Origin of the sequence: Janibacter indicus (genome assembly GCF_900176385.1) — a bacterium.
Taxonomy (GTDB): domain Bacteria; phylum Actinomycetota; class Actinomycetes; order Actinomycetales; family Dermatophilaceae; genus Janibacter; species Janibacter indicus.
Genome location: NZ_FWXN01000007.1, coordinates 22,150 through 41,664 on the forward strand (window position 1 = coordinate 22,150; position 19,515 = coordinate 41,664).

16 protein-coding genes and 1 other RNA gene are annotated in these 19,515 nt (G+C 72.0%); 7 read left to right on the top strand and 10 right to left on the bottom strand.

Annotated elements, in window-relative coordinates:
- Window position 1 precedes the first annotated feature (1 nt).
- From hisB to B9B60_RS09475, 6 genes are all read right to left on the bottom strand, one after another.
- Window positions 2–610 carry an imidazoleglycerol-phosphate dehydratase HisB gene (hisB, locus tag B9B60_RS09450; protein ID WP_072624819.1) on the bottom strand — a complete coding sequence of 203 codons (609 nt, stop codon included), beginning with the start codon at window positions 608–610 and terminating at the stop codon, window positions 2–4.
- Complete coding sequence (locus B9B60_RS09455; protein WP_084451197.1) at window positions 607–1,725, bottom strand: histidinol-phosphate transaminase; 1,119 nt, start codon at window positions 1,723–1,725, stop codon at window positions 607–609. The genes hisB and B9B60_RS09455 overlap by 4 nt, the downstream gene beginning before the upstream one ends.
- Complete coding sequence (gene hisD / locus B9B60_RS09460; protein WP_084451198.1) at window positions 1,722–3,068, bottom strand: histidinol dehydrogenase; 1,347 nt, start codon at window positions 3,066–3,068, stop codon at window positions 1,722–1,724. The genes B9B60_RS09455 and hisD overlap by 4 nt, the downstream gene beginning before the upstream one ends.
- 56 nt (window positions 3,069–3,124) lie before the next feature.
- Window positions 3,125–6,094, bottom strand: a complete 2,970-nt coding sequence (locus B9B60_RS09465) for a bifunctional [glutamine synthetase] adenylyltransferase/[glutamine synthetase]-adenylyl-L-tyrosine phosphorylase (protein WP_084451199.1) — start codon at window positions 6,092–6,094, stop codon at window positions 3,125–3,127.
- 7 nt (window positions 6,095–6,101) lie between these two features.
- Entirely contained in the window at window positions 6,102–7,439 is a 1,338-nt protein-coding gene (locus B9B60_RS09470) for a glutamine synthetase family protein (RefSeq protein ID WP_084451200.1), read from the bottom strand.
- A 128-nt stretch (window positions 7,440–7,567) separates the two neighbouring features.
- Window positions 7,568–9,901: an immune inhibitor A domain-containing protein gene (locus B9B60_RS09475; protein WP_234993824.1), complete on the bottom strand. Its 2,334-nt coding sequence runs from the start codon at window positions 9,899–9,901 to the stop codon at window positions 7,568–7,570.
- A gap of 250 nt (window positions 9,902–10,151) precedes the next feature.
- Between B9B60_RS09475 and panB the strand changes: the two genes are divergently transcribed.
- Together panB and B9B60_RS09485 are read left to right on the top strand one after the other, a co-directional pair.
- Entirely contained in the window at window positions 10,152–11,006 is an 855-nt protein-coding gene (panB, locus tag B9B60_RS09480; protein WP_084451201.1) for a 3-methyl-2-oxobutanoate hydroxymethyltransferase, read from the top strand.
- 2 nt (window positions 11,007–11,008) lie between these two features.
- Entirely contained in the window at window positions 11,009–11,638 is a 630-nt protein-coding gene (locus B9B60_RS09485; protein WP_084451202.1) for a class I SAM-dependent DNA methyltransferase, read from the top strand.
- Between the two features lie 3 nt (window positions 11,639–11,641).
- Here B9B60_RS09485 and B9B60_RS09490 read toward each other — a convergent pair whose 3' ends face one another.
- Window positions 11,642–11,884, bottom strand: a complete 243-nt coding sequence (locus tag B9B60_RS09490) for a methionine aminopeptidase (RefSeq protein WP_318843239.1) — start codon at window positions 11,882–11,884, stop codon at window positions 11,642–11,644.
- A 32-nt stretch (window positions 11,885–11,916) separates the two neighbouring features.
- Between B9B60_RS09490 and map the strand changes: the two genes are divergently transcribed.
- The 3 genes from map (at window position 11,917) to B9B60_RS09505 (ending at window position 14,875) form a co-directional block, all read left to right on the top strand.
- Window positions 11,917–12,780, top strand: coding sequence for a type I methionyl aminopeptidase (gene map, locus B9B60_RS09495; protein WP_084451203.1), 864 nt, complete (start codon window positions 11,917–11,919; stop codon window positions 12,778–12,780).
- A gap of 12 nt (window positions 12,781–12,792) precedes the next feature.
- A complete protein-coding gene (gene ppgK / locus B9B60_RS09500) occupies window positions 12,793–13,548 on the top strand; it encodes a polyphosphate--glucose phosphotransferase (RefSeq protein WP_084451204.1) in 756 nt (251 codons plus the stop codon).
- Between the two features lie 67 nt (window positions 13,549–13,615).
- The gene (locus tag B9B60_RS09505) at window positions 13,616–14,875 is read left to right on the top strand and encodes an APC family permease (protein ID WP_084451205.1); all 1,260 of its coding nucleotides are present in this window, start codon (window positions 13,616–13,618) and stop codon (window positions 14,873–14,875) included.
- A gap of 29 nt (window positions 14,876–14,904) precedes the next feature.
- Here B9B60_RS09505 and rnpB read toward each other — a convergent pair.
- The 3 genes from rnpB to B9B60_RS09520 form a co-directional block, all read right to left on the bottom strand.
- An RNA gene (rnpB, locus tag B9B60_RS09510) (RNase P RNA component class A) lies at window positions 14,905–15,285 on the bottom strand.
- A 30-nt stretch (window positions 15,286–15,315) separates the two neighbouring features.
- Window positions 15,316–15,900, bottom strand: coding sequence for a TMEM165/GDT1 family protein (locus tag B9B60_RS09515; RefSeq protein ID WP_072624840.1), 585 nt, complete (start codon window positions 15,898–15,900; stop codon window positions 15,316–15,318).
- 238 nt (window positions 15,901–16,138) lie between these two features.
- Window positions 16,139–17,605: an RNB domain-containing ribonuclease gene (locus tag B9B60_RS09520; RefSeq protein ID WP_200811205.1), complete on the bottom strand. Its 1,467-nt coding sequence runs from the start codon at window positions 17,603–17,605 to the stop codon at window positions 16,139–16,141.
- A gap of 37 nt (window positions 17,606–17,642) precedes the next feature.
- Here B9B60_RS09520 and B9B60_RS09525 point away from each other — a divergent pair, with 37 nt between their 5' ends.
- Window positions 17,643–18,389, top strand: coding sequence for a YaaA family protein (locus B9B60_RS09525; protein ID WP_084451207.1), 747 nt, complete (start codon window positions 17,643–17,645; stop codon window positions 18,387–18,389).
- The gene (locus tag B9B60_RS09530) at window positions 18,386–19,477 is read left to right on the top strand and encodes an ArsB/NhaD family transporter (RefSeq protein ID WP_234993825.1); all 1,092 of its coding nucleotides are present in this window, start codon (window positions 18,386–18,388) and stop codon (window positions 19,475–19,477) included. Before B9B60_RS09525 ends, B9B60_RS09530 begins: the two co-directional genes overlap by 4 nt.
- Window positions 19,478–19,515: the final 38 nt, after the last annotated feature.

The window sequence follows — 19,515 nt, forward strand, 5'->3', positions numbered from 1 at the left end:
TCTACAGGGCGCCCTTGGCGCTGGGGATGCCGACGACGCGCGGGTCGGGCTGGACGGCTGCGCGCAGGGCCCGTGCCAGCGCCTTGAACTGCGCCTCCACGATGTGGTGCGGGTCGCGGCCGGCGAGCACGCGCACGTGCAGGGCGATGCCGGCGTTGTAGGCGAAGGACTCGAGGACGTGTCGCGTGAGGGACCCGACGAAGTTGCCGCCGATGATGACGTACTCCTGGCCGGCCGGCTCACCCGAGTGCACGACGTAGGGGCGACCGGCGACGTCGACGACCGCATGGACGAGGGCCTCGTCGAGCGGGACCGTCGCGTCACCGAAGCGGCTGATGCCCGACTTGTCGCCGAGCGCCTCGCGCACGGCCTGCCCGAGGACGATCGCGACGTCCTCGACCGTGTGGTGGGCGTCGACGTCGACGTCGCCGTCGGCCCGGACCGTGAGGTCGATGAGGCTGTGCTTGGCGAGCGAGAGCAGCATGTGGTCGTAGAAGCGCACGCCCGTGGAGACGTCACCCTTGCCGGTGCCGTCGAGGTCGACGCTCACCTCGACGCGGCTCTCCGACGTGCCCCGGGTGACGGTGGCGGTGCGGGACGGTGTGCTCACGAGGCCTCCTGGCTCGATGCGTGGGTGGTGACGAGCTCGGTCATCGCCGCGAGGAAGCGACCGGTCTCCTCGGGGGTGCCGGCGGTGACCCGCAGGTGGTGCGGGATACCGACGTCACGGACGAGGACCCCCCGGTCGAGCAGAGCCTGCCACGTCGCCGGCGCGTCGGCGAGCCCGCCGAAGAGGACGAAGTTGGCATCGCTCGGCACGGGCCGCAGGCCCATCGCGGTCAGCTCGGCGACGAGCCGGTCGCGCTGCTCCTTGATCGCGTCGACGGTCTCGAGCAGCCGGTCGGCGTGCTCGAGCGAGACGCGGGCGATCGTCTGCGTGGGGGCCGACAGGTGGTAGGGCAGGCGGACCAGCCGCAGCGCATCGACGACCTGCGGGTCGGCCGCGAGATACCCCAGGCGGCCACCGGCGAGGGCGAAGGCCTTGCTCATGGTCCGGGTGACGACCAGGCGCGGGTGGGCGGCCAGCAGCGACAGTGCGCTCGGCGTGCCGGGCCGGGCGAACTCGGCGTAGGCCTCGTCGACGACGACGACCGCCCGCGGAGCCGCCTCGAGCATCGCCTCGATGACGTCGAAGGGCAGCGCCGTGCCCGTCGGGTTGTTGGGCGAGCAGAGGAAGACCAGGTGCGGGTCGACCCGCCGGGCCTGCTCGACGGCGGACTCGACGGTCAGGTCGAAGGAGTCACGGTCGCGCTGGCCGTCGACCCACGTCGTGCCGAGCGTCTCGCTGATGATCGGGTGCATCGAGTAGGCAGGCGTGAAGCCGAGCGCCGTGCGGTCCGGTCCGCCGAAGGCCTGGACGAGGTGCGAGAGGACTTCGTTGCTGCCGTTGCCGGCCCACACCTGCTCGGGACGAAGGGAGACCCCGCTGCGGTCCTCGAGATAGGCGACGAGCGCCGTGCGCAGGTCGGTGAACTCCCGGTCCGGGTAGCGGTTGAGCCCCCCGAGCTGCTCCTCGAGCTCGGCGACGATGGCCGCGACGACCTCGGGCGGCACCGGGTAGGAGGACTCGTTGGTGTTGAGCTGGACGTCGACGTCGAGCTGCGGGGCGCCGTAGGGAGTGCGTCCGCGCAGGGCGGGGCGCAGCAGCTGCTCGATCTCGCTCATCGCAGGGCCTCCCCGGTGCGCGCGCTGATGGCCTCGCCGTGGGCCGGCAGGTCCTCGGCCTCGGACAGCGCGAGGACGTGCGGGGCGACCTCGGCCAGCGCCTGCTCGGAGTACTCGACGACGTGGATCCCGCGCAGGAAGGACTGGACCGACAGCCCGCTGCTGTGGGCGGCGCTGCCGCCCGTGGGGAGCACGTGGTTGGACCCCGCGACATAGTCGCCGAGGCTCACCGGCGAGTGCGCCCCGACGAAGATCGCCCCGGCGCTGCGCACCCGGGCGGCGACCGCGGGCGCGTCGGCGGTGATGACCTCGAGGTGCTCGGCGGCGTAGGCGTCGACGACCCGCAGGCCGGCGTCGAGGTCGTCGACGAGCACGATCGCCGACTGCCGGCCGGAGAGGGCCTCGGCGACGCGCTCGCTGTGCTTCGTCGCGGCGGCCCGTCGCTCGACCGCGCCGGCGACGGCGTCGGCGAGCTCGGTGGAGTCGGTGACGAGGACCGACCCGGCCATGGGGTCGTGCTCGGCCTGGCTGATGAGGTCGGCCGCGACGTGCTCCGGGTCGGCGGTGGCGTCGGCGAGGACCGCGATCTCGGTGGGGCCGGCCTCGGCGTCGATGCCGACGATCCCCTTGAGCAGGCGCTTGGCGGCGGCCACGTAGATGTTGCCCGGGCCGGTCACGAGGCTCACCGGGAGGCACTCGCCGCGCTCCCCCGAGGCCTCGTCCTCGAAGCCGTGGGCGAATCCCGCCACCGCCTGGGCGCCGCCCATGGCCCACACCTCGTCGACGCCGAGCAGGGCGCAGGCGGCGAGGATCGTCGGGTGCGGGTAGCCGGCGAAGACGCCGACGTTCTCCTTCTGCGGCGGGCTGGCGACGGCGAGCGAGCCGACCCCGGCGATCTGCGCGGGCACGACGTTCATCACGACGGACGACGGGTAGACCGCCCGGCCGCCGGGGACGTAGAGGCCGACGCGCTCGACGGGGACCCATCGCTCGGTGACGGTGCCGCCGCCACCGAGGTCGGTCGTGGTGTCGGTGCGCCGCTGGTCGGCGTGCACCGCCCGGGTGCGCTCGATGGCCACCTCGAGGGCCGTGCGCACGGCCGGGTCGAGGGTGTCGACGGCGGCCTCGAGGACCTCCTGCGGGACGCGAAGGGAGGACGGCCGCACCCCGTCGAAGCGCTCGGCGAGGTCGTAGAGGGCTGCGGCCCCACGGTCATGGACGTCGTCGCTGATCGGCCGGACCGCGTCCAGGGCGGCCTCGACGTCGTACTCGGCCCGCGGCAGGACGGCACGCAGCTGCCGGGCGCCGAGGGGCTGTGAGCGCAGGTCGATCGTCGCGAGCATGCCCCAAGTCTAGGTATGTCCGCGCCGGCTCCTGACCGGCGTCTCATGCGTCGGGGTCAGACCCCGCCGTAGAAGATCCGGTCGACCACCTGGCGGGCGTGGCGTGCGGTGCGGCGGTAGGACTCGGCGAGGGCCAGCCCCGACTGCGGCGCCATGCCGACGATGCGCCCGACGCCGTCGGCCTCGCGCAGGTTGGACGGCACCGAGTCGACGGGTCGCCCGCGGAAGAGCATGCCGGCATTGCGCAGCAGCGAGGCCATCGACCAGGCCTCGCGCAGGACCACGGCGTCCTCGCCCCCGACGAGCCCGACCTCGACGGCCGCCCCGAGCGCCGGCAGGGTCCGGGTCGTGCGCAGCTCCTCGTGGTCGTGCGCGTGCTGCAGCTGGAGCAGCTGGACGGTCCACTCGACGTCGGAGAGACCGCCCATGCCGAGCTTGAAGTGCGCCTTGCGGTCCGCGCCGCGCGGCAGCCGCTCGGCCTCCATGCGCGCCTTGAGTCGGCGCACCTCGCGCACCTGGGTCGCGTCGAGCCCCTCGGCGGGCCAGCGGATGGGGTCGATGAGGGCGGTGAAGCGCTCCCCCAGCCCGGGGTCGCCCGCCACCGGACGAGCGCGCAGCAGGGCCTGGGCCTCCCAGGTCTCGGACCAGCGCTCGTAGTAGGTCGCGTAGGACGCCAGCGAGCGCACCATCGGCCCGCTCTTGCCCTCGGGCCGCAGGTCGGCGTCGAGACCGAGCGGCGGGTCGGACCCCGGGGCGCCGAGCAGGCGTCGCAGCTCACCGACGACGGCGAGTGCGGCCTCCTGGGCTGCCTGGTCGTCCGTGCCCTCGTGGGGCTCGTGCACGTAGAGGACGTCGGCATCGGAGGAGTAGCCCATCTCGCTGCCACCGAGGCGCCCCATGCCGACGATGAGCAGGTCGGTGCCGACCGGCGCCCCTCGATCGGCCTCGACCGCGCGCACGACAACCTCGAGGGAGGCCTGGATGACCGCCTCGCTGATGTCGGTGAGCGCGTCGCCCACCTGCTCGAGGTTGATCCGCCCCTGCAGGTCGGCGACCGCGACGCGGAAGATCTCGGCCCGCCGGATCGCGCGGATGGACGCGACGGCCGCATCGGCCTCGTCCCGACGGCTCGCGGCAGCCCGCATCCGCTTGAGGATCTCCTCCCGCTCGCGCGGGCGCAGTCCGTCGGGGTCGCCGAGCATCTGCACCGCCTCGGGGCTGGCCAGCAGCAGGTCCCCGGCAAATCGACTCGCCCCCAGGGTGTGGGCGAGGATCTGGGCGGCCTCGCCCTCGTCACGCAGCAGGCGCAGGTACCAGTGGGTCGTGCCGAGCTCCTCGCTCACCTTGAGGAAGGCGAGCAGACCGGCGTCGGGGTCGGCCATCTCGGCGAACCACTCGAGCATGACGGGCAGCAGCTGCCGCTGGATGGCCGCCGTGCGGTTGACCCCGTCGGTGAGGACCTCGAGGTGGCGCAGGGCACCGGCCGGGTCGCGGTAGCCGAGCGCGCTCAGCCGCGCGCGGGCCGCGTCGGGGGTCAGCCGCGCCTCGTCGGGGCTGAGCTTGGCGACCGCCGACAGCAGGGGGCGGTAGAAGAGCCGCTGGTGGAGACGCCGCACCTCGCGGGAGTGCTCGGTGCGCAGCTGGACGACCTGCTTGTCGGGCTGGTCCCACAGGTGCAGGGCCCGTCCGAGCCGCCGCAGGTCGGCCTCGGCGGTCGGCATGAGGTGGGTGCGCCGCAGCCGGTGGAGCTGGATGCGGTGCTCGAGGGTGCGCAGGACCTTGTAGGCGTCGGCGAGCACGGCGGTGTCCGCTCGCCCCACGTAGCCACCGGCCGACAGCGCGGCGAGGGCGTCGAGCGTGGTGCCCGAGTGCAGGCTCTCGTCGGTGCGGCCGTGGACCAGCTGGAGCAGCTGGACGGAGAACTCCACGTCGCGCAGACCACCGGGACCGAGCTTGAGCTGGCGGGAGGCCTCGGCGGCGGGGATGTGCTCCTCGACGCGACGGCGCATCGCCTGCACGTCGTCGACGAAGTCCTCCCGGGAGGCCGCCTCCCAGACCATCGGCTGCACCGCGGCGAGGTACTCCGCCCCCAGCGTGGCGTCGCCGGCCAGGTGACGCGCTTTGAGCAGGGCCTGGAACTCCCACGTCTTGGCCCAGCGCTCGTAGTAGGCACGGTGGCTGGCCACGGTGCGCACAAGAGGGCCCTGCTTGCCCTCCGGCCGCAGCGCCGGGTCGACCGGCCACAGGCTGCCGTGGGCGGTCGCGTCGGAGCACGCGTGCATCATCCGGGTCGCCACCCGCGTGGCGACGTCGAGCGCGGCGGCCTCGTCGGCGCCCTCGACCGGCTCCGCGACGAAGATGACGTCGACGTCGGAGACGTAGTTGAGCTCGCGACCGCCGGCCTTGCCCATGCCGATGACGGCGAAGCGGCAGGTCTGCCCCTCGTCACCCAGCTCGTCGATCGCGATCCGGACCGCGCCCTCGAGCGCCGAGCCGGCGAGGTCGGCCAGGGCGCGCCCGACCTGGGGCAGGAACTCCACGGGGTCCTCGGCCGTCGTGTCGCGGGCGGCGATGCCGAGCAGCTGGCGCCGGTAGCCGACCCGCAGGGCGTCCTGCGGCTCGAGGTCGCCGGGGTCAGCGATCTCGGCGAGCAGGGCTTCGGTCCGCTCCTCCGGCGTCATCTCCCGGGCGTCGACGGCATCACGCCACTGCTCGGGGTGGGCGACGAGATGGTCGACGAGCGCCGTCGAGACGCCCATCGCCCCGATGATCCGGGCCCGCGCCGCCGCGTCGTCCCGCAGGGCGGCGAGCAGCGCCTCGACCTCGTCGCCAGCCGCCTCGACGACCCGGACGAGCCCGAGCAGCGCGCTGTCGGGGTCGGCGGCTCGTGTCAGGGCCGCGACGAGGTCGCCACGGACCTCGGCGAGCGGCGCGAGTGCGGGGTCGGCCAGCAGGGACTCGGCCCGACGAGTGTCGTCGAAGCCTCGTCGGGAGATGCTGGGTCCGGGTCGGGCAGGTGGTGTCACGCGGTCCTCACAGTCGCGGCAGCAGACTTTCCAGCTCGAAGGGGGTGACCTGGTTGCGGTAGTCGGCCCACTCCTGCCGCTTGTTGCGCAGGACGAAGTCGAAGACGTGCTCGCCCAGGGTCTCGGCGACGAGCTCGCTCTCCTCCATCGCCTCGATGGCCTCGGAGAGGCTCGAGGGCAGCGGCTTGATGCCCATCGCCTTGCGCTCGCGGTCGGTGAGGCTCCACACGTCGTCCTCGGTCTCCGCCGGGAGCTCGTAGCCCTCCTCGATGCCCTTGAGCCCCGCGGCCAGGGTGACGGCGAAGGCGAGGTAGGGGTTGCACGCCGCGTCGAGGCTGCGCAGCTCGACCCGGCTGGAGTTGCTCTTGTTGGGCTTGTACATCGGCACCCGGACCATCGCCGAGCGGTTGTTGTGGCCCCACGTCAGGTGCGCCGGCGCCTCGCCGCCGCCCCACAGGCGCTTGTAGCTGTTGACCCACTGGTTGGTCACGGCCGTGAACTCGCGACCGTGGTGGAGCAGGCCGGCGATGAACTGACGGCCGACCTTGCTCAGCCGGTAGGGGGCACCGGCCTCGTAGAAGGCATTGGTGTCGCCCTCGAAGAGCGAGAGGTGGGTGTGCATCCCGCTGCCGGGGTGCTCGGCGAAGACCTTGGGCATGAAGGTCGCGTAGACACCCTGCTCGAGCGCCACCTCCTTGATCACTGTGCGGAAGGTCATGATGTTGTCCGCCATCGACAGCGCGTCGGCGTAGCGCAGGTCGATCTCGTTCTGCCCCGGGGCGCCCTCGTGGTGGCTGAACTCCACGGAGATGCCGACCGACTCGAGCATGGTGATGGCGGCACGACGGAAGTCGTGGGCCTCCCCCTTCGGCACGTGGTCGAAGTAGCCGCCGTCGTCGACCGGCTCGGGCCGCTCGCCCCGCGGCGTGCCCTGCTGGAGCAGGAAGAACTCGATCTCGGGGTGGGTGTAGAAGCTGAAGCCCATGTCGGCGGCCTTGCCCAGCGTGCGGCGCAGGACGTAGCGCGCATCGGCCAGGGCGGGGCTGCCGTCGGGCAGCTGGATGTCGCAGAACATGCGCGCGGTGCCCGGGTGCTCACCGCGCCACGGCAGCACCTGGAAGGTCGAGGGATCGGGACGCGCGAGCATGTCGGCCTCGTAGACCCGGGTGAAGCCCTCGATGGCCGACCCGTCGAAGCCGATGCCCTCGCTGAAGGCGCCCTCGAGCTCGGCGGGGGCGATGGCGACCGACTTGAGCGTGCCGAGGACATCGGTGAACCACAACCGGACGAACCGGATGTCCCGCTCCTCGATGGTGCGGAGGACGAACTCCTGCTGACGATCCATGCGCCCATCCTGCCCTAGGCGGGCGGCACAGATCGTGCAGGGCACGACGAGGCCCGCCTCACCCCCTTCGGTCGAAGGGGGTGAGGCGGGCCCGGCGATCGCCTGCGGTGCTCAGCAGGTGGGTGCGATCACTTCCCGGACTGGATCCGGAGGGACATCTCGTCCTTCTTCTCCTTGAGGACGGTGATCTTCGTGCCGGATCCGGCGACCTTGGTCGAGCTCCACGGGTTGTCGGCCGACCAGTAGCGGTTGGGGTCGGAGTCGTCGAACGTGCGGATGCCCGGAGTCGAGGGGACCGTCTGCGGGATGCCTGCGTTGTGGAAGGTCACCTCGTCGGTGCGCTGGGTGCCGAAGGTGGCGTCGAAGGGCTGACGGCGGTTGCCGAGCAGCTTGCCGTTGGAGAACTTCACCGGCGCCGGGCGGGCGTCGACGGGCAGGACCTGGCCGTAGCCGGGGTGCACGCTGGTGTTGTTGTCCGAGTAGGCGTTGTTGATGTACCAGACGAGCAGGCCGTCCTGGTACGGGAAGCGCTCGACCCAGTCGGGGCGCTCGGGGTCACCGAAGTTGTACGGACCGGTCTTGAGGTTCTTGTCGTAGCCCGAGTACACGCGGTTCTCCGCGAGGTAGTAGCTCTGGACCGTCTCCGACGTGGAGCCCGACATCCGGGTGAAGCCGTCTGCGGTCCAGCCGTTGTCGCCGGACTCCACGTCGTCGGTGAGGACCGCGGTCCCGTCGACCGTGATGGTGATGTCGTCGATGAAGGCCCCGGGCTCGGAGACACCACCGTCCGACTGGTAACGCCAGCGGAACTGGACCTTCTGGCCCGCGTAGGCGCTCAGGTCGGTCGTGACCTCGTTCCACGACAGGTCGCCGCCGTCGGTGGCGGACAGCTCCTCCCACGTGGACCCACCGTCGGCGCTGACCTCCGTGTAGAGGAAGTCGTAGCCGGCCTCGATCTGGGTGGCCAGCTGCGCCGAGACCGACGCCGAGGTCGCCCCGGTGAGGTCGATCTCGCGGGTCAGGGTGTTGTTGAGGTTGTCGGCGGAGCCGGACCACCACTCGTAGCTGCCGGAGTGGGGGGTGTTGTAGTCGGTCGTCACCGTCTCCTCGGGGAGGAGGACCGCAGCGGCCTGGGGCAGCTTGGCGTGGTCACGGTCGGCGGGGCCCAGGTCGAGGTTGACGTCCTGACCCGGCCTGACCGTCTCGGCGTCGAGCCAGCCGAGCTGCAGCTTTTCCCAGGCACCCATGTAGCCCGGGCTGGAGCCGATGTCGACGGTGCCGTCGTTGAGCCACGAGCCGCCGGACATCAGGGTCCAGAAGCCGGTGCCGTTGTCGCCGCCGGCGGTGTCGTAGAGGTCGGGCAGACCGAGGTCGTGACCGAACTCGTGGGTGAAGACACCCAGGCCGCCGTTCTCCGGCTCGGTCGTGTAGTCACCGATCCAGATGCCGGAGTCGCCGAGCGGGACACCGCCGAGCTTGTTCTGCTCCGGGCCGTCCTTGCCGATGTTGTTGGAGAAGGCGTACCAGCGGTGGCTCCAGATGGCGTCCTCGCCCTGCGCGCCGCCGCCGGCCTCCTCGCCCTCACCGGCGTGGATCGCCTGGAAGTGGTCGATGTAGCCGTCGGGCTCGTTGAAGTCGCCGTCACCGTCGAAGTCGTAGCGGTCCCAGACGTCGAACTGCGCGAGGTACTCCTTGATCTCCGCGTCGGACGTGCCCTGGGCCTTCTGGTCCTCGTACCAGGCCGTGGCGGTGTCCTTGACGTAGTTCCAGTAGCCCTCGGCCTCGGTGGTGCCGTCACCCTCGACGGGGTTGTGGCCGTAGCGGGCCTCGTTGAAGGGCACCGTCACCCAGTCGCTCACGTCGCCCTTGGTGAGGAAGCGGCCCTGCGACTGCTTGAGGTAGAAGTCGCGGAAGGACTCCTGCTCCTTCTTCTTGCCCTTGCCCTTGCCCTTGCCCTTGCCCTTGGTCTCGGCGTCGGACCCGAACATCAGCTCGGTGTAGTGGTCGCGGCTGAAGTCCTCGTCCCAGATGGTCGAGTTGTTGACCGACCGGTCCGGCTCGGGGATCTCGTTGTGGACCGGACCGGCCTCGCCGCCCTGGGCGGGCTTGGTCTGGTCACCGAAGTCGGTGAGGATCGTGAAGACGCTCGCCTCCCGGTCGACGTCGTACTGGACGTACTTGGTGCGCTTGCCCTTGCCCTTGCCCTTGGCGGCGGTCGTGTTGTCCTGGTGGCCCTTGGCCTTGGCGTGGGTCTCGGCGGCGTCATCGCTGGTGATCTCGATGACCTGCGTGCCGTTCTTGGTGACCACGCGGGCCTCGCCGCGCATCAGCTTGTCGACGGCGTCCTCGCGCAGCTCGCGCTGGGCGTCACCCAGGGGGTTGGGCAGGTCGTCGTGCCGGGCCGACGAAGCGGCCTTGTCCTCGGGTGCCACCGCGGCACTCGTCCCTGCACTCGCGGCCATCGGCGCGAGGGTCAGGACGAGGGCGGAAGCCGCGAGGCCGGACACGACATGGGTGTGGCGTCTCTTCACGGGTCCTCCAAAAAGATGTTGTGGCTCGAACCACAGGGGGTGAGCGCACTCAACCAAGATTTGCCGGCCTCCGGGAGTCACCACAGGAGTTTCTGAAGGAATCCTTACTCTTGACCCGGCGACCCTGCGGGTTTTCCCTCTATCCTCCGGCGCATCGTGCGGTCAGGCCTAGGGTGGCCCCATGAGCGAGACGACCGCCCCCTACGGATCCGGGAGCACCCCTCCCCCTTCGGCGCCCAAGCGGGTGCGCATCCCCCACCTGCAGGCGATGACCGATCGTGGCGAGCGCTGGGCCATGCTCACCGCCTACGACATGTACGCCGCACAGGTCTTCGACCGCGCGGGCATCCCGGTGCTGCTCGTCGGCGACTCGGCCGGCAACAACGTCTACGGCCACGAGACGACCGTGCCCGTGACGCTCGACGAGATGATCCCGCTGACCCGCGCCGTCGCCGGTGCCGCGGCGAGCGCCCTCGTCGTGGCCGACCTCCCCTTCGGCACCTACCAGGCCTCCCCCGAGCAGGGCTACCTCTCGGCGGCCCGCCTGATGAAGGAGGGTCTGGCGCACGCCGTCAAGCTCGAGGGCGGCGCAGAGATGGCGCCGACGATCGAGCGGATGACCCAGGGGGGCATCCCCGTCATGGCGCACATCGGCTTCACTCCGCAGAGCGAGCACACTCTTGGCGGCTACCGCGTCCAGGGGCGCGGCGAGGCCGCGGGCAAGCTGCTCGAGGACGCCCGGGCGGTCCAGGACGCCGGCGCCTTCGCGGTCGTCCTGGAGATGGTGCCCGCGCCGGCCGCGGCCGAGGTGACGCGCGAGCTGAGCATCCCGACCATCGGCATCGGCGCCGGCCCCGACTGCGACGCGCAGGTCCTCGTGTGGCAGGACATGGCCGGGCTGCGCACGGGCAAGGCTCCCCGCTTCGTCAAGCGCTACGCCGACGTCGGCACCGTCCTCGAGGACGCGGCGCGCGCCTATGCCGCGGACGTCGCGGCCGGCACCTTCCCGGCGTCCGAGCACTCCTTCGAGAGCTGACGATGGCCCCCGACGACCTGCCCGAGATCCGCACGCGGTGGTCGGAGGTGTCCGGCGGCATCGACGCCGCGCACGCCTACCAGCGACGCTTCGACGAGCTGGCGAGCGGCGGTGCCGACCTCGACGGCGAGGCGCGCTTCGTCCACGGCCTGCACGAGGCACCGGTGCGCGTCCTCGACGCCGGGTGCGGCACCGGGCGGGTCGCGACCGAGCTGACCCGGCTCGGCCACGACGTCGTCGGGGTCGACGCCGACGCGGCGATGATCGAGGTGGCCCGCGAGCGCGACGACGTGACCCGCTTCGTCCACGCCGACCTGGCCACGCTGTCCCTCACGACGCAGGCCTTCGACGTCGTGCTCCTCGCGGGCAATGTCGTGCCCTTCCTCGCCGACGGCACGCTCGTCGAGGTCCTGCGCCGACTGCGGGCACACCTCACGGGTGACGGGCTGCTCGTCGCCGGGTGGTCCCTGCCGGGCCACCAGCCCGACGGGGCCGCCGCGGTTTCGCCCGAGGACTACGAGCGGGCGGCCTTCGCCGCCGACCTGTCCCTCGTCACGCGCTACGCGACGTGGGAGGCGCAGCGCTGGCCCGGTGACGGCTCCTATGCCCTGACCGTGCACCGGCCGCGCTGACCGTCAGGCCCCGGCGTCGCCGGTCTGCCACTCGCGCTCCTTGCGGTCCTCCTCGTCCCAGGCTTCTGTCTTGGCGCGCGCGGTGGCGAGCGCGGCGGCGGCCTCGGCCTCGGTCTCGTAGGGGCCCATGACGTCCTCGCCCTGGGAGCGGTTGTCGTCGGTCTCGACCTGCTGGGTCTCGATGTTGAACCAGTACGCCATCGTCGTGCCGTCCTTCCTCGCGGTGACCCGCGGACCGGGGCGCATCGGTCACGCCCTCGTTGCCTAGACTTCACCGCATGCCTGCCGCTGCCGCAACCGTGACACCCGGTGAGGTCTCCCCCCGCCGCGCCGTCCCTGCCGCCATCGCGCGGCCCGAGTACGTCGACCGGCCGGCGCCGACCCCCTTCGACGGCAGCGAGATCAAGGACGCCGCGACGATCGAGCGGATGCGGCACGCCTCGCGGATCGCCGCGCAGGCGCTCGCCGCGGCCGGTGCGGCCGTGGCTCCCGGCGTGACGACCGACGAAGTCGACCGGATCGGCCACGAGTTCCTGCTCGACCACAGCGCCTACCCCTCGACCCTGGGCTACCGCGGCTTCCCCAAGTCGCTGTGCACCTCGGTCAACGAGGTCGTCTGCCACGGCATCCCCGACTCGCGGGCGATCGAGGAGGGCGACATCGTCAACATCGACATCACCGCCTTCGTCGGTGGTGTGCACGGCGACACCAATGCGACCTTCTGCGCCGGCGAGGTCGACGAGGAGTCGCGCCTGCTCGTCGAGCGCACGCACGAGGCGATGATGCGTGGCATCAAGGCGGCGCTGCCCGGGCGGCAGATCAACATCATCGGTCGGGTCATCGAGCGCTACGCCGCTCGCTTCGGCTACGGCGTGGTGCGCGACTACACCGGCCACGGCATCGGGACGAGCTTCCACTCCGGGCTCGTCGTGCCCCACTTCGACGCCGCCCCCGGTCACGACGCGGTCATCGAGCCGGGCATGACCTTCACGATCGAGCCAATGCTCAACCTCGGCACGCCCGACTGGCAGATGTGGGACGACGGGTGGACCGTCGTGACCGCAGACGGTCGACGGTCCGCGCAGTTCGAGCACACGATCCTCATCACCGACGACGGCAACGAGATCCTCACCCTCCCCTGAAGGTAGGTAGCGATGAGCAAGAAGCCCCACGCCCTGGGCATCGACATCGGCGGCAGCGGCATCAAAGGTGCCCCGGTCGACCTCGACAAGGGCAGCTTCACCGACGATCGGCTGCGGATCGCCACCCCCGAGGAGTCGACCCCAGAGGCCGTGTGCGACGTCGTGGCGCAGATCGTCGACCACTTCTCGGTGAAGAAGGACCTGCCGCTGGGCATCACGATCCCGGCCGTCGTCATGCACGGCGTGGTCCAGACCGCGGCCAACATCGACAAGGCGTGGATCGGGATCGACGCCGACGAGCTCTTCAGCGACCGTCTCGGGCGTGAGGTCCACCTCGTCAACGACGCCGACGCCGCAGGGGTCGCCGAGCGGCACCACGGAGCGGCGAAGGGAGCCAAGGGCACCGTCGTCCTCACCACCCTCGGGACCGGCATCGGCACCGCCGTCCTCGTCGACGGGCACCTCGTGCCCAACACCGAGCTCGGGCACATCGAGATCGACGGGCACGACGCCGAGACCCGCGCCGCGGAGTCCGTGCGTGAGCGCGAGGGCCTGTCGACGCAGGAGTGGGTGGAGCGCCTGCAGACCTACTACTCGCGCCTCGAGGCGCTGCTGTGGCCCGACCTCTTCGTCGTCGGCGGCGGGGTCAGCAAGCAGGCCGACACCTTCCTGCCCCTGCTCGACCTGCGGACGCCGATCGTCGCGGCGAAGCTGAAGAACAAGGCCGGCATCATCGGTGCCGCCCATCTCGCGGCCAAGGGCTCCTGACCACGATCCGGTCTCGGCTCGTGGTGTCGGGCCCGGCCCGACCCGTCGCATGCGGCAGGCTGGGGCCATGACGACCTCGCGGGGAGCGGGCCATCCGGCCCTCTCACGTCGGCTCGGCCTGACCGACGCCGTCGGGATCGGGCTTGCCTCGATGCTCGGGGCCGGGGTCTTCGTCGTCTTCGCCCCGGCGGCGGCCCGGGCCGGCTCGCTGCTGCTGCTCGCCGTCGTCCTCGCCGGGGCGCTCGCCGTCGTCAACGCCACCTCGACCGCACGGCTGGCGACCCGATATCCCAGGGCAGGCGGTGCCTACGTCTACGGGCGTGAGCGGCTGGGCATGCCCTGGGGGCACCTGGCCGGGTGGGCCTTCATCAGCGGCAAGATCGCCTCGTGCGCGGCCATGGCACTGACGATCGGTGTCCACGTGCTCCCCGGCTGGTCCAAGGCCGTGGCGATCCTCGTCGTGCTGGTCGTGCTCGCCCTCAACCTCCAGGGCATCGAGCGACCGGCACGGGTCGCGCGGGCGATCACGCTCGCCGTGCTCGTCGTGGTGCTCACCTTCGTCGTCGTGCTCCTGATGAGCCCACCGGTCACCGTCGACGCTCCCCCGCCGACCCCGCCGGGGTCCGGCGATTGGTGGGGCGTCGCGCAGGCCGCGGGCTTCATGTTCTTCGCCTTCGCCGGCTACGCCCGGGTCGCGACCCTCGGCGAGGAGGTCGTCGAGCCGCGGCGCGCCATCCCGCGCGCCGTCGCGATCTGCCTGGGCGTCGTGCTGGGCCTCTACGTGCTCATCACCGTGGCCCTGGGACGCACCCTGGGTGCCGGGTGGGTCGCCGCGCGCGAGGCGCCGCTCGCCGAGGCGGCCGAGATCTCCGCCTGGCCCTGGCTGGGCCCCATGCTGCGCATCGCGGCCGTGCTCGCGGCCAGCGGCGCGCTGCTCGCCCTGACACTGGGCGTCTCCCGGACCGTCCTGGCCATGGCGCGCGACCGGCACCTGCCACCGGTGCTCGCGCGGCTCGAGGGGCCGCACCGGGTCCCCCGCCGCGCCGAGATCGTCGTCGCCGGCTTCGTCATCGTGATGATCGTGCTCGTCGACCTGCGCGGGGTGATCGGCTTCTCGAGCTTCTGCGTACTCGTCTACTACGCCATCGCCAATGCCAGCGCATGGACCCTCGACGACGGCTGGCTCGGGCGTGCGGTCGCGGCGGTCGGGTTCATCGGCTGCCTCCTCGTGGCTGCGCTGCTGCCGTGGGAGTCGGTCCTCGCCGGGGCGGTGGTCCTGGCGATCGGTGCCTTCATCGGATGGGTGCGGCACACGACGCGCGAGTGACCCCCTTCGGCACGTGGCGCGAAGGGAGGGGGATGAGTCGGCCTGTAAGCCGGGTTCTGTCCCCCGGGCCGGTTGCCCGGACCGGGGTGACGGCCATCCATCTCGGGTCGCCGTTGCCGACGACCTCCAGCGTCCTACCCGTGTGCTCGGGCGGGCCGCCCTCGGACGCACACTGTCTGGACTTGCTCCGGGTGGGGTTTACCGAGCCGATCCGGTCACCCGGATCGCTGGTGGTCTCTTGCACCACCGTTTCACCCTTACCGCGACGACCGAGGTCGTCGTGGCGGTCTGCTTTCTGTGGCACTGTCCCGCGGGTCACCCCGGGTGGCTGTTGGCCACCACCCTGCCCTGTGGAGCCCGGACTTTCCTCGACACCGCCGAGGCGGTGACGCAGCCGTCCGGCCGACTCATCCGACGAGCATTCTACGGTGCGGCGCAGGTCAGCCCAGCCACCCCGCGCCCTCGGCGATCAGGACCAGTCCGAAGATCGCGAAGGCGGCTGCCGCCCCGTACTTGATGACCCTCTCGGGCAGCTTGCGCCCGAGCAGGGCGCCGACGCCGATGGCGAGCGCATCGGCCGCGACCATGCCCACGGTCGAGCCGATCCAGGTGCCGAACCAGTTCTCGCGCACCGCGAGGGTGATCGTCGCCAGCATCGTCTTGTCGCCGAGCTCGGCGAGGAAGAAGGCCAGACCGACGGCCAGCAGGGCCGACCCCTTCGCCTTGCGCGCCTTCTGCGCCTCCTCGTCGGTGAGCTCGTCGCCGCGCAGGGTCCACGCGGCGAAGCCGAGGAAGGCGATGCCGGCAGCGATGGCGATCGGTCCCTGGTAGCGCTCGAAGCTCGCGCCGATGAAGTAGCCGATGCCGACCGAGGCCAGGTGCACGACGGCCGTCGCGGCGGTGATGCCGAGGATGACGTCACGTGCCCGGTAGCGGGTCGCGAAGGTCATCGCCATGAGCTGGCTCTTGTCGCCGAGCTCGGCGACGAAGATGACCACGGTGCTGAGCACCAGTGCTGAGAACATGAAAAAACTCCTCGTCCGCCCGGACGAGGAGTCATGGTGCGACGAGCCTCGACCGGGATCGTCGTATGACAAACCGGTCGAAAGTCTCGTCCGCCAGCAGTGCTGGCCCGATGCGCCGGAGCCGGGGCCGAGGCCGAGGCTCAGTGTGTCGACACACCTGTTGGGGACTACTCCCTTTCGCTGGCCCCACCCTAGCCCACGGACGAAGGGAGCGAAAACCACCCGTCGCACGCGGGGCTCACACCACGGTGAGCTCGACCCTGCCTTTCGCCAGGTCGACGCTCTCGAGCCGCACGGTGACCTCGGCGCCGAGCTCCGCGACACCCGATGCCTTGGCCGTCACGGGCGGGTCCACGAGCTGGATCTCGACGAGCCCCTTGCCGTCGTCGCCCTCCGGGACGTCGACGACCACCGCGTCGAAGGACTGCCCTACCCGGTCGGCCAGGGTCGCGGCCTCCACGGCGTCCGTCGTGGCCCGCTCGACGGCGCCCGCCCGCCGGTCGGAGGCCTCCATGAGCTCCGGCAGGAGCGGGAGCGCCTCGCGCACCCACCCGGGCACCTCCGCGCCGGCACTCACCGCGGCGCACAGAGCCAGCCCGAAACGGTCGACGAGACGACGCAGGGGGGCCGTCACGTGGGCATAGGGAGCAGCGATGGCCGCCTGCTCGACGACCTCGGGGGGCTCGCCGTCGAAGACCGTGTAGCCAGCCCCGCGGAAGAGCACGGTCGACTCGTGGATCAGCGCGAGGTGCTTGGGGTCGGTCCCGTCGAGGGACCGCAGGAAGGTCCCGTGGTCGGTGCCCGCCGCCCACTCGACGCCGAGGGCTCGGGCGATCCGGCGCAGCTGCTGCACGTCGCGTTCCTCGGGTTCGGGCATGGTGCGCAGGATCCCCACCCCGGCCTCGAGCATCATCTCGGCCGCGACGATGCCGGTGAGCAGCGAGATCTGCGCGTTCCAGTCCTCCGCGGGCACGAGCGGTCGCAGATGGAGTCGGAAGCCTCCATCGACCTCCTCGACCTGCTGGTCCGGCATCGGCAGCGAGGCGCCGCCGCGCTCCTGCTCGAGCGCGATCCGCAGCTCGCCGATCTCCTTGAGCAGCACCAGCCGCTCGTCGCCGGTCCCGGCGTCGACGGCCGCCTGGACGGCCGTGTACTCCAGCCGCTCGGCGCTGCGCACCAGCGCCGGGTAGAGCTCGGCCGAGGTGTGGGCACCCGTCGCGTCGAGCCGGATGTCCCAGACGTAGGCGGGGCGGACCTCCTCCGGCAGGAGGCTGGCCGCACCCTCGCTGAGCACCGGCGGGTGCAGCGGCGTGCGCTCGTCGGGCGCGTAGATCGTCTGCCCGCGACGACGAGCCTCTGCGTCGATGGCCCCACCCGGCTCGACGAAGGACTCGAGGTGCGCGATCGCGTAGCGCACCCGGTAGCCGTCGCCCTCCCGCGACAGGTGCATGGCCTGGTCGAGGTCCATCGAGCCGGGCGGGTCGATGGTGACGAAGGGGAGGTCGCTCTCGTCGCGCTCCGGTTGCGAGAGCGGCTGGGCCGCAACGCGCTCGGCCTCGGCCAGCACGTCCTCGGGGAACTCGTCGGGCACCTCCTGCTCGGCCCGGATCGCGTCGAAGCGCTCCGTGAGCCCCGCGGCGGCGACCACCTCCCCGGACTGGGGGTCGCTCGGGCGCAGGGTGACGGTTCGCTGTGCGGCTGCCATGCCAGCCACCCTAGGTGGCTGACGTATCGTCCGGGGGGTGCTCGTGCTGCTGCCCCCTTCGGAGTCCAAGACCGGCCGCTCGCGCGGCACGCCCCTCGACCTCGGGCGGCTGTCCTTCCCCACACTCACCGCGCACCGGCAGCAGGTGCTCGACGCGCTCGCCGCGGCGAGCGCCGCCCACGACGCCCACGAGGTCCTCGGCGTCAGCCCCAACCTCGTCGACGAGGTCGCCCGCAACACCGCCCTGATGAGCACTCCCGCTCCCCCGGCCGCGCAGGTCTACACCGGCGTGCTCTACGACGCCCTCGACCTCGGCGACCTCACCCCCGGGCAGCGCCGGCGGGCCAACCGCTGGCTCGTCGTCGTCTCGGCGCTCTTCGGCGCGGTCCGGCCCACCGACCGGATCCCGCCCTACCGCCTGTCGATGGCAGTCAACCTGCCCGGGGTGGGCCCGCTCGCCGGGCACTGGCGGCCCGTCCTCGACGACGAGCTGACCGCCGCGGCGGGGACCGGGCTCGTCGTCGACTGCCGGTCGAGCACCTATGTCGCCGCGTGGACGCCGAGCGGCGACGTGGCGCGCCGGTGGGTGCAGATCCGGGTGCCCGGCGCCACCCACATGGCCAAGCACACCCGCGGTCTGGTGACCCGGCACCTGCTCGGGGTCGACCGGGAGCCGCGGACGCCCGCGGCGCTCGCCCGCGCGCTCGAGCCGGCCTTCGAGGTCGGCCTCACCGAGCCGGCCCGACCGGGCCAGCCCTGGGTGCTCGACACCACCGTGAGGTGAGCACCGCCGAGGCCGCCGAGGTCCTCGCCCGGACCCTTCCGGTCATGGCCTTCCTGGTGGCCATCACCGTCGTCGCCGAGATCGCCGACCTCGCGGGCGTCTTCGACGTCGCGGGTCACGCCACGGCCCGCCTGGCCGGTCACCGCACCGTCGTGCTGTGGCTGCTGCTCGCCGCGCTGGCGGTCCTCGTCACGGCCTTCCTCGGGCTCGACACGACCGCAGTGCTGCTCACGCCGGTCGCGCTCACGGTGGCTCGGCAGGTCGGGGTGGGGGCAGCCCCCTTCGCGCTGACGACGCTCTTCCTGGCCAACACCGCCTCGCTCTTCCTCCCCGTCTCCAACCTCACCAACCTGCTCGCCGTGCAGCACCTCGCGACGCTGGGCGCAGGCCACGGCGACTTCGTGCGGCTGACCCTGCTGCCCGGTCTCGCCGCGGTCGCGGGCACCCTGCTCGTCATCGGGCTCGTGCACCGTCGGGCGCTGACCGGGCGCTACGCCGTCGAGCCCCCGGCAGCGCCCCACGACCGTGTCCTGCTGCGGATCGCGGCGCTCACATGTCTCGTGAGCGCGCCGCTCTTCGCCGTGGGTCTGCAGCCGTGGCTCGTCGCGTCCGTGGCCGCCCTCGTCCTCCTCGTCGCGATGGCGTGGCGTGCCCCCTTCCTGCTGCGCCAGGTCCGTCCGCCGTGGGGCATGGCCCTCGTCGTCGCCGGTCTCTTCGTGCTCGTGCAGCTGCTGCTCGACGCGGGCGCGGGAGCCGTGCTGGCCGACCTGTCGGGTTCGGGCGAGGGCGTGGGGGACCTCGCCCGCGTCGCCGGCCTCGGCGCGCTGGCGGCCAACCTGCTCAACAACCTGCCGGGCTATCTCGCCCTCGAGGCGGCTGCCGGGACGACACCCACGCGGCTCGTGGCGCTGCTCGTCGGCACCAACGTCGCGCCGATCGTCACCCCGTGGGGGTCGCTCGCCACGCTCCTGTGGCTGCACCGGGTGCGCGCGGCCGGACTGCGGGTCGCCCCGCTGCACCTCGTCGCCCAGGGACTCGCGGTGGCGCTCGTCGCCGGCGGCGCCGCCGTCCTCGCCCTCGCCGGGTGAGCGCGGCCGGTGCACAGCTCGCGCCCTCTGACCCGGCA